At 36.7% G+C, this 13,069-nt stretch carries 11 protein-coding genes; 4 read left to right on the forward strand and 7 right to left on the reverse strand.

Going from position 1 to position 13,069, the window contains the following annotated elements:
• Positions 1-221: 221 nt before the first annotated feature.
• Both FHR28_RS13380 and FHR28_RS22030 read right to left on the reverse strand, forming a co-directional pair.
• Positions 222-2,402, reverse strand: coding sequence for a phosphocholine-specific phospholipase C (locus tag FHR28_RS13380; RefSeq protein WP_105714176.1), 2,181 nt, complete (start codon positions 2,400-2,402; stop codon positions 222-224).
• A gap of 20 nt (positions 2,403-2,422) precedes the next feature.
• A complete protein-coding gene (locus FHR28_RS22030) occupies positions 2,423-2,551 on the reverse strand; it encodes a hypothetical protein (protein WP_259192029.1) in 129 nt (42 codons plus the stop codon).
• 608 nt (positions 2,552-3,159) lie between these two features.
• Here FHR28_RS22030 and FHR28_RS22085 point away from each other — a divergent pair.
• Positions 3,160-5,094: an acyltransferase family protein gene (locus tag FHR28_RS22085; protein ID WP_166782863.1), complete on the forward strand. Its 1,935-nt coding sequence runs from the start codon at positions 3,160-3,162 to the stop codon at positions 5,092-5,094.
• 791 nt (positions 5,095-5,885) lie between these two features.
• Here the strand turns inward: FHR28_RS22085 and rph are convergent.
• From rph to FHR28_RS13405, 4 genes are all read right to left on the reverse strand, one after another.
• Positions 5,886-6,602 carry a ribonuclease PH gene (rph, locus tag FHR28_RS13390; RefSeq protein WP_004723527.1) on the reverse strand — a complete coding sequence of 239 codons (717 nt, stop codon included), beginning with the start codon at positions 6,600-6,602 and terminating at the stop codon, positions 5,886-5,888.
• Positions 6,603-6,855: 253 nt separating this feature from the next.
• On the reverse strand, positions 6,856-7,383 hold the full coding sequence (locus FHR28_RS13395; protein ID WP_166783564.1) for a hypothetical protein: 528 nt from the start codon (positions 7,381-7,383) through the stop codon (positions 6,856-6,858).
• Between the two features lie 235 nt (positions 7,384-7,618).
• Entirely contained in the window at positions 7,619-8,758 is a 1,140-nt protein-coding gene (locus FHR28_RS13400; protein ID WP_166782864.1) for a fatty acid desaturase family protein, read from the reverse strand.
• Between the two features lie 119 nt (positions 8,759-8,877).
• The gene (locus tag FHR28_RS13405) at positions 8,878-9,900 is read right to left on the reverse strand and encodes a ferredoxin reductase (RefSeq protein WP_166782865.1); all 1,023 of its coding nucleotides are present in this window, start codon (positions 9,898-9,900) and stop codon (positions 8,878-8,880) included.
• A 174-nt stretch (positions 9,901-10,074) separates the two neighbouring features.
• Here FHR28_RS13405 and FHR28_RS13410 point away from each other — a divergent pair, with 174 nt between their 5' ends.
• Positions 10,075-10,719: a TetR family transcriptional regulator gene (locus FHR28_RS13410; RefSeq protein WP_096735426.1), complete on the forward strand. Its 645-nt coding sequence runs from the start codon at positions 10,075-10,077 to the stop codon at positions 10,717-10,719.
• An 80-nt stretch (positions 10,720-10,799) separates the two neighbouring features.
• On the opposite strand, the gene FHR28_RS13415 is transcribed toward FHR28_RS13410, so the two are convergent.
• Positions 10,800-11,417 (reverse strand): thiol:disulfide interchange protein DsbA/DsbL, encoded by a 618-nt coding sequence (locus FHR28_RS13415; protein WP_004723532.1) that lies wholly within the window; start codon positions 11,415-11,417, stop codon positions 10,800-10,802.
• Positions 11,418-11,646: 229 nt separating this feature from the next.
• On the opposite strand from FHR28_RS13415, the gene ubiG reads away from it, so the two are divergent.
• Positions 11,647-12,360, forward strand: coding sequence for a bifunctional 2-polyprenyl-6-hydroxyphenol methylase/3-demethylubiquinol 3-O-methyltransferase UbiG (ubiG, locus tag FHR28_RS13420; protein ID WP_004723533.1), 714 nt, complete (start codon positions 11,647-11,649; stop codon positions 12,358-12,360).
• Positions 12,357-13,031, forward strand: coding sequence for an HAD family hydrolase (locus FHR28_RS13425; RefSeq protein ID WP_166782866.1), 675 nt, complete (start codon positions 12,357-12,359; stop codon positions 13,029-13,031). Before ubiG ends, FHR28_RS13425 begins: the two co-directional genes overlap by 4 nt.
• Positions 13,032-13,069: the final 38 nt, after the last annotated feature.

Here is a 13,069-nt window from a genome sequence, read left to right on the forward strand (position 1 = left end):
ATTTGCTAAAGTTTGAAATATTCTAAATATCGGTTGATGAAAAGATTTGTAGAGTCTGTATACGAAACAAGGGATTTCAGCTGATTTATGTATCTATTGACGTAAATAGATGATTGGAATCTTAATCATGTAAGTTTGCGCAAATTATGTGGCCTTCTATCAACTAAAAATAAGGTGCAAAGCGCACCTTATTTAAATTATAAAAATTCAGCTATTTAAAATTAAGATTCTATAAATCCCATATAAGGGTCAGAAAATGAATCTTTACCCGTTTCAATACGCCCAGCAAAACGGCGTTTAAAGGTGCTATCACCCTCTATTGTTACAGTAAAATCATACCAACCACCGAAATCAGACATATTCCAATTCAACTCCTTTTCTGTAGAAGCCGTTTCGATATTCCATGTTTTATTGGGTAGATAAGCATTGGCTTTCACGGTCAATTTTGCTGTTTTCGCAGCGTCATTACGAACTTTTAAATAGAGTTTAGGATCACACTCTTCAACACATACACGCACTTCTGGCAATGCATCTATTTGTGCAGACTTGACTAAATCTCCTGCAAAGCCACGATGGAAGCCATTTGGACCCAACACCCATAAATCATATAGTCCATTTGAAGCGTTCCATACATCGTCCAATTGCTTGCCTGCTTCAACCATATAACGACGAGGAATCGCGTCTAAATTCAATTTGTCATAAACATGGAAAACTGCGGCGTGTGTTCCGGTATTAGAGAACATTAACTTCACCGTTTTTGTTGCCACATCAACTTTCGCACTACTATGTAAAATATAAGGCAATGCCCGAGACAATCGTGTTCCTAACTCTTGAACAGGATAGACCTGACTTAAAGGACGGGAAACCGGCGGCAATAGCGCTTGCGCATTACGAATCGCATCTGCATCATTCTTGGTTTTTTTACCCATCAAGTCCGAAATAGCTGTGGTATTTGGATTTTTAAAGTCAAAAGCTGTGGTTAAATCACCACATACAGCACGGCGATATGGACTAATATTCGGTTCTTGCACGCCAAAACGTTGCTCTAAGAAACGAATAACAGACGAATGATCAAAAACCTGTGAATTTACCCAACCACCACGGCTCCAGGGAGAAATCACATACATGGGTACGCGTATTCCTGGACCATAAACCCCCACACCATTGCTGACTTTAGGATCAGTAAAGTTAGGTTGTCCTGCTGAAGCTTTGGGGTGCGTGGCGTATTCATATGAGATTTGTTCATCACTCAAGGTGGTTTTACCTTGCATCACACCTGAAGCATCTTTTGAAGGTGCGCTTGGTGATGGAACGTGGTCAAAAAAGCCATCATTTTCATCAAAGTTGACCAATAAAACCGTTTGACTCCAAATCGCAGGGTTTTCCGTTAAAGCATTTAAAACTTCCTGAATGTACCAAGCACCTTGTACAGGGCTTGATGGTCCTGGATGCTCACTATAGGCTGCAGGTGCAACCATCCAGCTGACTTGAGGTAATTGACCTTTGGCAATATCATCTTTAAATGAAGCGAGAAATCCGCCATCAGGCATCGTATTGGCAATCCCTTTATACAACGGTTGTATTGCATCAATGGCAGGATCATAAGCAGGACACGTGCTGTCATTGTTTACAGGTTTACCGGATAATTCATTGGCACGGCGATATTGTTTAAAGCCAGCCAAAGGATTGTCGGTAAAGTTATCGGGCATATTTTGATAAACTTTCCACGTCACACCCGCTTGTTGTAGGCGCTCAGGATAGGTTGTCCAATCATAGCCTGTGCTTGATGCACCAATACTGTCCAAGTCATTGACGACACTGGCAACACCCGCAGCTTTCGGACCATTTGAACCTGTCCATAAGAACATACGATTCGAATTGGTTCCAGTATGCATTGCACAATGATATGCATCACACAGGGTAAAGGCGTTGGCAAGTGAGAACTGAAATTCAACTTCTTTTTGTTTGTAATATCCCATAGATTGGGGTTGTTTATACTGTACCCAATTGCCCATACGGCCATGGTTCCAAGCAAATTGTCCATCTGTCCATGAGTGTGGCGTACCACTAACACGTTGTGCATTACCGCGAGTACTGTCTAAATGATAGGGAAAGATTTTATTCTTATCTTTATCGTATTGTTCCCAAATCTTACGGTTGTCGGATAGCGGAATGGTAAAACGATCACCAAACCCACGAACACCCTTTAACGTTCCAAAATAATTATCAAACGAGCGATTTTCTTGCGTCAAAATGATGACATGTTTTACATCTTTAATCGTGCCTGTTTCGACTTTGGCGTCAATGGCTAAAGCTTTTTGGATGCTGGCTGGAAAGCTGGCTAAAGCGGCTGTACCAAATATTGTTTTTGTTGAATTGACTAAAAAATCACGACGGTTCATCTCTATTTCCTTATTTTTTATTATGGTGCGCAATGTACTTTACAAGCAGCGGGTGGCTGTGGATTCGTCTTTGAGCTTTCATTATCATCATTACAAGCACTGAGTAAGACACTCAGACTGGTCACTAAAATCAGCAAAAAATTTCGCATTGTCCTATCCATGAAATAAAGGTAGGGATAGTCAATACAACTGCTATGACGCTAGAGTGAAGTTTTTATGGCAGTTTGATGAATATTTTTTAAAAAATGATGAATATCAAATATTTATTTTAATTTAAAAATAAGCAACTTAGGTTAAAACAATTTTATGCAATAAAAAACGCTTCCGAAGATGCACAATTTAATTGTAATTGCATGATAAATATAATATTTGTATGAAATTTTTGTTGCTCTTAAAAGGATTGATTAGAAATGAAAGGGTATATAAATAAGATGACGGGAGTTGAACACGCTTTCACCATAAGCTATAAAGCCATATAAGATTCAGATGTTTTAAATCAGTGAGTTAAACTATTCCAGGTTGATAGCATACCATTATATTTTAAATATATTTTTTGGAAAGTGTGTAACTTTTTAAATATTTTTGATAAAGTAAGAAGCTTAGGATCTTCTTACTAAGAATTAGAAAAAAGTCTTTTTATAAAAATGCAGTAGTCCTAGAATGCTGATTAGTAACTCATATGGTAATATATTGCGCAATACTAAGTCTCAATACTTCAGAATAAACAGTTTAGCTTTATGTGAATGGCGAAATTAATGTGAAAAAAGTAAACTTTCGATATGATATTAACGGATTAAGAGCAATAGCGGTATTAGTTGTTGTCATTTTTCATTTTTTACCAACTTATCTAACAGGTGGATTCGTTGGTGTAGATGTATTTTTTGTCATCTCAGGTTTTTTGATGACATCTATTATTTTTAATGGATTGGCTAACAATAAGTTTAATCTGTTTAAGTTTTATGTATCCCGAGCTAATCGAATCATTCCTGCCTTAGGAATGTTATGTTTAATATTGGTTATATTGGGCTGGTTTTTTTTACCTCCAACTGAATACAAAAGTCTGGGGAAACATATAGTGGGTAGTATAACTTTCTTATCAAATATCTTTTATTGGCAAGAAAGTGGATACTTTGATGCGTCATCACATGAAAAATGGTTATTACATACATGGTCTCTATCCGTAGAGTGGCAGTTTTATATAATTTATCCAGTTATTCTATTAATTTTAAATAAATTTATAAATATTTCAAAAATAAAATTATTAATTACATTATCTTTCATATTTTTATTTTTATTAAATATATATCTATCCATCTATTATCCTACAGCGGCTTATTTTTTACTTCCATCAAGAGTTTGGGAAATGCTATTAGGTGGCGTTGCTTTTTTATACCCTATTCCTCTTAAAAAAAATCTACCTCAAATACTTAGTATAACTGGTACTTTTTTAATACTTATTGCGTGTATTTTTATCTCAAGCAATAATTCTTGGCCTGGATATTTTGCTATAATACCGACGCTAGGTGCATATTTTATATTAATTGCAAATAATCAAGAAAGCTTTATCGCAAGAAGCCCAATTTTTCAAAAAATAGGATTGTGGTCATATTCTATTTACCTATGGCACTGGCCACTTGTTGTAATAGGATATTACTACAATATTGAAAATTGGTTTATGTATGGGCTTCCTCTTTCAGTATTCTTAGGATTTTTTAGTTATAAACTCGTAGAATCTAAAAATTTTGTGATGTTTGATACTTGGAAAAATATTTTTAGAATTAAACCTGTTTGGTTTTCAATTATTATTGCTTTAATAGGTTTTTCTATTTTTTCAACCAAAGGATTTCAGGCCCACTACCCAAACCAAGTTATAATATCAAGTTCTGAAGTATATAATAAAAACCCTTATACTTGTCTAGCAAATGAACAAGAAAAAATATCAGGTATACCTAATTGTTATATTGGTAATAAGAATAACTTAAAGTTAATAATTGTTGGAGATAGTCATGCTGATGCTGTAGTTACAGCATTAACTTCTAAATATAATTTAAAAAATGAAGGCATACTAGTTATGACCAGAGCATCTTGCCCATTGATACTAAATGCAAAAAACAATAAATTGGATGATACATGTTATAAAGAAAATTTCAAAAGAGTTATTACTTTAAAAGAACATAAAAATACTCCAATAATTATTATTAGTAGATGGAGTGCATATATAAATGGGCAATCTGACCCAAAACGTGTAACCAACAATGATAATAGACCATTAATGTATTTTGATGAAAATAAATACATGGCTAAGTCTGATTTATTAAATTATTTTTCTAATAACTTAATAAATACATTGTGTGAAATATCCGATAATTCTAAAGTTTATATAACTCAACCAATTCCTGAAATGGGTAGAGATATTCCTAAAACGATGAGTAGACTTCAATTAATTAACCAAAAAGAAATTGACCTTTCACTTCCAAGCACTAAATATTATGAAGATAATATTGAAATAAGAAGGATTATTAATAATGCAGCAAAACAATGTGGAGTAACCGTTTTAGATCCAGCGGAAATACTTTGTAAAAATTCAAAATGTATAGCTCAATACAATAATAGACCGATATATCAAGATGGTGATCATCTAAGTGAATATGGCAATAAACTACTCATACCATTATTTAGAGGTATCATTTAAGATTTAAAACCCGCAATTATGCGGGTTTTATTCCACTAAGCTTCTACAAATTTTGTTGCAGCCATTCTATCTAAAATAGATAAATCATAACGAAAATGCGTTGACTTGCTTATTTTCCCATACTATCGGCATCCTTGAAAATAAGGTTCATTATAGAATTCATAATAAACCTTATTTGATTGATTACCACCGATACAGACTATTATCACGCCCAATAACGAACAAACATGACCACCGCTACTCCGAGTTTTTATGGCCACGCAACCATAAGCTGATTCTGCTAACTTAGAACCATAATTTACATAATCTAGAGCACAGTACCAGTACCTTGGATAAGCCGCATCTACTGTTTTTAGATGCCAAGTCACAAAAGTCCCTATGGGGTATCATTTTTACTTACCAAGAACATATGTTTTGAACCATTTTAGGATTGTTGGATTACTTAAAAAGCGCATCTTTTAATAAGATATACCCCAAATTTTGTGGTTTCTTATTTTTAAATTTAACTTCAATGACCCATCTCCAGATTCTTAGCATTACGAAGAATATCAAAAGTTTTAGTTTTGGGTGGATGTGGCTTAATTCTAACTGTTGCAGTAACTCTGCCATTACGTTTTTGGAATGTAGCCATTCTTGTTGCAATAAATTTTTAAATTGATGTAAACTGATTACAAAATTTAATTATAACTATTTGTTTTTAATTAATTATTAATAATAAATTGTTATATTTTTAAAAAAATAACGCATCCGAAGATGCGTTTTGTTTATAAAAATATATCAATATTTTCGAATTACCAACCAAGCGCTTCTTGTTGTTTTTTTACCAATTCCTGAATACCTTTTTCAGCCATTTCAAGCATTGCATTGGATTGAGCGCGTGTAAATGGTTTTTCTTCTGCAGTCCCTTGAATTTCAATAAACTCACCTGCTTGAGTCATCACCACATTCAAGTCAGTTTGACAGTTAGAATCTTCTTCATAGCAAAGATCAAGCAATACTTCATCTTGATACATGCCGACAGAAATCGCAGCAACAAGCCCTTTTAATGGATCATGCTTAATTTTCTTTTTCTCAAGAAGTACATTCATAGCATCAATTAATGCAACCGCAGCACCCGTAATTGCAGCAGTACGTGTACCACCATCTGCCTGAATCACATCGCAGTCGATGGTAATGGTGTTTTCACCCAATTTTTTCAAATCCACCATTGCACGTAAGCTACGACCAATCAAACGTTGAATTTCTTGAGTACGACCAGATTGCTTACCGCGAGCAGCTTCACGGTCGCTACGTGTATGGGTAGAACGTGGCAACATACCGTATTCCGCAGTCACCCAGCCTTGGCCCTGACCTTTTAGGAAACGTGGCACTGAATTGTCAATACTTGCAGTACACAGCACTTTTGTATGACCAAATTCAACCAATACTGAACCTTCCGCATAACGGGTGTAGTTACGGGTAATTTTAACTTCACGTAATTGATCTAATGCACGTTGGTCGATACGCATAGCTTGTCCTTATGGGATTCAAAAAATATTGCGACTTATTATAACAGATCCAAGAGAGATGGTTTTGTTACAAGATGGTGGTTTTTGAAATTGCTCGCTAAATCTATATGTGGCGACTTAAATAAACTTCTATACAAACAGATATACAAACCACGTTTTAAAATTTTCGAAATTTAGCTAAAAATTTAAATGATGCTTATCAGCGTAAGCGACAACAACTTGTTGATACTTAAAGGCTGTATAAATGCATATATTAAAGACTATCTTGATTCCAAGTTTTATCTAAGTCTTTTAGGTGATTATACGCTTGTTCAAACTCAGTAAAACTGAATGTCAGAGTGGGGACGGAACAAGGGTTTTCCCAAATAACAGATGTTATAACATCATGTATATATCCCCATGCTAGTCCAAACCGAATCCACTTGACTTCAGTTTGAGTAACGACTTGCTCTACCATGATGACACTACATCCAAGATCTAAATCATCGGGACAAACTAAAAGAGGAACAACCGTTGAGACAGCACCATATTCAGAAAATTCAGGTTTAAGAAGCTTCCAAGCATTACTTAAGGCTTTATTATCTTCATAATCATATAGCCATCCTTGTGCTGGGACTAAATTATCTGCACGTTCAATGATATTAGTATTTCCGTGTATCCATATATTTAGCGGAATATTGTCAATTGCAAGAATAGGAAATGATTTTGAGTGACCATTTGCATCATGAACGCATCCGCTAATCGGATGTTCGCTTAAAGGGATGGCTGAAATGAAGTGCATATATTGATTAAGTACTTTCAAAAGATTCTAAAATCAACATAGCACAGCTTATACAAAAAATTAAAAATCACTGAATTTAAACATCACTTTAAAAGCAATAGAAGAACCTTATCTAACTCAATAAGGTTCTTCTAACAACAATTGATGATCTATTTTAAACAGCTATTGCACAAGTTGAATGAAGCAAAATAAGTACCTCAGCAACACCAATGCTTACACATCGCAAAAACTTTGTTTAAGCAAAAATACCCTTCAACTTTTGTAAAGACTGAGTAATGGTGGTTGTTAAACTATTTGGCAAAGAGCATTTGGCTAAACGTACCCATACACTGCCAAACTGTTTCAGGAAATCTGCTTCATTATAGTTGATGCCATATTCTGCACACAAAGCTCTAATTTTTGGGGCAGCTTCTGAATAACGATTAGCTGGCATATCAGGGAACAAATGATGTTCAATCTGATGACTTAAATTCCCACTCAAAATATGCAACCAGTCTGTTCCAGTAAAGTTACTTGAACCACGAATCTGACGTAAATACCATTCAGCACGAGTTTCATTTTCCACATTATCTGCTTCAAAAGTCTCTGCATCTTCAGTGAAATGACCATTAAAGATTACCGCTGAAGACCACAAACTGCGGATCACATTGGCAATGGCATTCCCAGCTAACACTGGCAAAGCATTGGGGCCTGCAATCACAGGAAAAAACACATAATCTTTTAGAATTTGACGGCGGGCTTTTTTACGAAATTTTGCCGCATCTGTCCAGACCTGCTTCCAGGTTTTTGTCTTATAAATCAGTGCATCTTCCAAATGTAGATTTTGTAAGCCAACATACCATTCAAAAAACACCATCAATTGAATCGCTAAAGGGATGTTAAACAAAAAGCGCGGTTCCCATTTTTGTGATTCACTAACACGGAGTAAACCATAACCCACATCATGATCTTTACCGACAATATTGGTATAGGTGTGATGCACATAATTATGTGTGTATTTCCAATCATCACCTGTTGCCATGGTATCCCAGTCGTAATTTGCACCATTCAAACTTGGGTCATTTAACCAATCGAATTGACCATGCATAACATTATGACCCAGCTCCATATTTTCTACGATTTTGGAAATTCCCAGCAATCCCGTACCCACCACCCAAACAGGTGGAATCCATCCGCCAAACATCAACATACCACGTGAAGCAATTTCACTATAACGAACAAAATTACGGATTTTATAAATATACTTGGCATCTTGTTCACCTAAACTGTCCATGATTTCACGACGGATTTCATCAACACGGCGACCAAACTCTGCGGTTTGTTCTGGGTTCAAATGTTTCGATTTACTGTTTGGAAAAGTAACTGACATATTCATTGTCTTGCTCCTCAGCACTTCATTTTTAGAAGCCTTAGCTGAATTTTGGGTACAACTTCCTACGCCTAGGTTCAACAGACCGAGAAGTTGTTTAAATTTATTGAAATGATTGCTTTAATTTACAGATTAATGACCACAGGGCTTATCGCTTGGCTGATACACAATTTGATCTGTGTATTTGAAGCATGATCAATTTCACCTGTCAGCATATTTTTGGTCGAACCACTCACTTTGGTACAGGTACAGGTATTACAAATCCCCATACGACAACCATGAGTTGGCTTTAATCCCGCTTGTTCAGCACTTTCAAGTAGGTTTGATTTCGCAGCAAACTCTTGTTGTGAGCGTAAAAAAACAATCGGTTGTGCTTCTAGGCTTTCATCTACCGCAATCTGGAAATACTCTTGTTTCAAACGATCTGCGATATTCAAATCTTGAAAAATTTGATTGATGCTTTGCATCATTGCACTTGCACCACACGCATAGCTTTGACGCTGTTGGAAATCAGGAACCAAACTTTCCAATAACTCGACAGTTAAATGCTGCTTTTGCTGAGCTGTGTGAATATAGTGATAATTCAACAACGCATGTTGCTGATAAAGCTGTTCTAGATCTGTATGAAAAGCCTCATCACGACTAAAATAAATTAAATCAATTGGACGATTTGAATCTTTAAGTGCTTCAAGCAATAAAGAATGGATTGCGGTAACTCCACTGCCTGACGCAATCAATAACAATGGTGACGCGTCTTGAGCTAAAACAAAATCACCCTGAGCTTGTGACAGTTCAACAATGCGACCAAAAGCCATCTGGCTCAGTGCATTGGAGACTTTACCCTGCTGTTTTACAGCAATGATCATATCGCCATTATTCAAAAATTTAACCACAGAATAACTACGTTGTTGACGCACACCCGCAATTTCAACAGTTACAAGAACAGATTGTCCCGCTTTAAACTGCTGATGCTTAAAATTACGATTTGGACGTAATTGAATTTGATAAAAATCAGGGCTTAATGCACGAGTTTTAATAATCGTGGCTTTTACCTTTTTCCAAGCCCAAACAGGATTGATTTTTTCAGCGATAAAATCGACAAAATCCTCACGAACCCATTCTGGCTGATACTGCATATAGCTACTCATGTGACGTTCCTCTTTGTGCTTGCTATTTATTGAGTGAACAAACGTTCTTTTAGTGAACATGTGTACACTATAATCATTTTTTAAATTCAGTCAACACCTGTACACTGACATTCGTCGTTTAATTTGTTTTTATTTTTGATAGACTCATCACAACAAAAATCTTTGGATACCAGAATGTCGATACGCGATGAACGAAAACAGCAAAGCCGTCAGGCTTTACTTGATGCTGCTTTAACCTTAAGCACATCGGGTCGTTCATTTTCGAGTATCAGTTTGCGAGAAGTTGCCCGTGAAGTTGGTTTGGTTCCGACAGCGTTTTATCGCCATTTCCAAGATATGGATGAGTTGGGCAAAGAGCTGGTGGATCAAGTTGCGCTTTATTTAAAGAATGTCCTACATCAATTAGGCAAAGGCCTAGCGCATCCTGAAGCGAAAACCAAAACCAGCATGGCGCTGTTTTTTGAGGCTGTAGACAGCAGTCCGCAACAATGGATTTTTATGATCGCGGAACGTTGGGGTGGTTCAGAGGTAGTACGTAAAGCCATCGCCCGTGAAATTGACTTCCTAAACGATGACCTTGCCAACGCGTTAAAGAAGTTTGAAGTTATCGCAAATTTTCATGATGAAAATGATTTAAAAGTGATCACCAATATTTTGATTAATTTATCTTTTACTTGGGCAATGTCATGGATTAACTTATCTCGCCAATACTCAGGCATCGAACTTGAGTTACAAAAAATGGTCCTTAAAAAACAATCGGTGACGCAAATCCGCTTAATTTTTAAAGGCATCGAAAATTGGGACCGAGATAGAGCTTAATTTATTTCCCAAACTCGTCTGTATATCACCAGCAATAAAAAAACCCGCAATTCAATTGCGGGTTTTAAAAACAGCAAAGCTTATTTGGCTTTACGTTCTTTATTGATCAGATAGTCAACAACTTGCGTCACTTTACCATCTTCACCTTGAACCACATATTTACCATTTACCACAACAGCAGGCACCCCTGAAAGCTGGTACTGTTGTGCCAATTGGTTTGATTCAGCAATTTTTGCAGTGATCGCAAAAGAACTATACATACTGTTAAATTTCGCCTCAGGCACACCGTACTGAGTAAAGAATTTAGCAAAAGCATCTTTTTGTAGAACTTGCTGATTACCTGCATGATTGGTATGGAATAAAGGCAAATGCGTACGTTTACGTACACCCAATGCTTCACTCACATAATATGCACGAGCACCTTGTTCCCATAATGGATTCATTGCTGCAGGTGTACGGATAAAGTTAACATCTTTAGGGATCTTCTTTAACCACGCTTGCATATGCGGTTCTAATGTAAAGCAGTGAGGGCATCCATACCAAAAAAACTCACGTACTTCAATTTTACCAGGAACTGAAACTTTTCCTGGGTTTTGCACCACGGTATAATCTTTACCTGCAACAAAATCGGCAGCCATGGCATTTACAGAAAACGCCATCACCATGGCAGTCATGCCACCTAAAATAAATTTTTTCATTGACTTTATTGTCCTCGTAGTCATCTCGTATAGCTTATGCATTCACTATAAAACAAATATGGGAAAATCGTTTTCCTTCTGTGAAGTTTTTTACACGATTCATCGCTTTTTCTGGATTTATGGTTACACTAGGGTCTGTTGATATTTCATAAATAGACGAAGTGTTAACAAACACTAGCATAACTGAACTTAATTTTTGATTAAAACAATTTACTTAGAGGTGCCTGGCATGTCGCAACTTAATGTTGATCCACAGGAAATTGCTAAATTTGAAGCACTTGCTGCTTTATGGTGGGATCAACACTCTGAGTTCAGACCTTTACATCAAATCAATCCACTGCGTTTAAACTGGGTTGATGAACATGCCAATGGTCTTACAGGCAAAAAGATTCTTGATGTGGGCTGTGGCGGCGGGATTTTGGCTGAAAGTATGGCGCGTCGTGGTGCCGATGTTTTAGGTATCGATATGGGGGCAGCGCCATTGAATGTGGCTCGCTTACACGCTGAACAAGAAAATGTTCAAAATATTGAATATCGCCAGGTTCCTGTGGAACAACTCGCAGAAGAACAAGCAGGACAATACGATATTGTTACATGTATGGAAATGCTAGAACATGTTCCTGACCCAGCATCCATCATCCAAGCGTGTCAAAAGTTAGTTAAACCAAATGGTCATGTGTTTTTCTCAACAATTAACCGTAATCCTAAGTCTTATTTATTCGCAATTATTGGTGCGGAATATGTATTACGTTTATTGAAAAAAGGCACCCATGATTATCATAAATTTATTAAACCGTCTGAACTTGCAGATGACATTCGTAACTCAGGTTTAAAACTTAAAGATATGACTGGCTTACACTACAACCCACTCACAAAGCATTACTGGCTTGCGCCCAATGTTGATGTGAATTACATGGTTTATACTGTGAATGAAGGTGTTTGATGCAAGCTGTTCTTTTTGATTTAGACGGAACACTGATTGATACGGCTGCGGATTTTATCCGTATTATTCAAAATATGTGTCGAGAAGAAGGACGCGCAGTGGTTGATGCGGATTTGATCCGCACTCAGGTTTCTGAGGGTGCACGCGCAATGGTAAAACTGGTTTATCCAGAGCTTGAAGTAGATGATCCAGTCTTTCTAGCACATCGCCAACGCTTTTTAGATCAGTATGGTGATGACATTGCTGTAGACACAGACCTGTTTGCTGGTATGTATCCACTTTTGGCAGAGTTAGAAAGCCAACAGATCCCTTGGGGTATTGTGACCAATAAACCACGTTGGTTAAGTGAATCATTATTGAACGCATTGAACCTCACACAACGTTGCGCTGTTCTGGTCTGTCCTGAAGATGTCGCTCAGACCAAACCAGATCCTGAGCCAATGTATCTGGCAGCAAAGCAAATTGAGATTGCACCTGAACAATGTATTTATGTGGGTGATCATCCGCGCGATATTGATGCAGGACGTAATGCGCAAATGTATACAATCCTCGCAGCATATGGTTATTTACCATTACAGTACAAAGATGATTTAAATGCTTGGCAAGCCGACTGTATCGTAGAGAATGTCGATGAATTACATCAAGTTATTCGAAAACTTGTGAATAGTTAAAGTCCAAGAAAATCATTCAATTTACCCAACAATATGAT

The organism is Acinetobacter sp. BIGb0196, assembly GCF_011759595.1.
Taxonomy (GTDB): Bacteria; Pseudomonadota; Gammaproteobacteria; order Pseudomonadales; family Moraxellaceae; genus Acinetobacter; species Acinetobacter guillouiae.

What these genes read in the sequence shown, in the direction of transcription:
- FHR28_RS13380 (WP_105714176.1), bottom strand. Translation starts at nt 2,402, where the DNA reads ATGAACCGTCGTGATTTTTTAGTCAATTCAACAAAAACAATATTTGGT.
- FHR28_RS22030 (WP_259192029.1), bottom strand. Translation starts at nt 2,551, where the DNA reads ATGCGAAATTTTTTGCTGATTTTAGTGACCAGTCTGAGTGTCTTACTC.
- rph (WP_004723527.1), bottom strand. Translation starts at nt 6,602, where the DNA reads ATGCGTATCGACCAACGTGCATTAGATCAATTACGTGAAGTTAAAATT.
- FHR28_RS13395 (WP_166783564.1), bottom strand. Translation starts at nt 7,383, where the DNA reads ATGCACTTCATTTCAGCCATCCCTTTAAGCGAACATCCGATTAGCGGA.
- FHR28_RS13400 (WP_166782864.1), bottom strand. Translation starts at nt 8,758, where the DNA reads ATGAATATGTCAGTTACTTTTCCAAACAGTAAATCGAAACATTTGAAC.
- FHR28_RS13405 (WP_166782865.1), bottom strand. Translation starts at nt 9,900, where the DNA reads ATGAGTAGCTATATGCAGTATCAGCCAGAATGGGTTCGTGAGGATTTT.
- FHR28_RS13410 (WP_096735426.1), top strand. Translation starts at nt 10,075, where the DNA reads ATGTCGATACGCGATGAACGAAAACAGCAAAGCCGTCAGGCTTTACTT.
- FHR28_RS13415 (WP_004723532.1), bottom strand. Translation starts at nt 11,417, where the DNA reads ATGAAAAAATTTATTTTAGGTGGCATGACTGCCATGGTGATGGCGTTT.
- ubiG (WP_004723533.1), top strand. Translation starts at nt 11,647, where the DNA reads ATGTCGCAACTTAATGTTGATCCACAGGAAATTGCTAAATTTGAAGCA.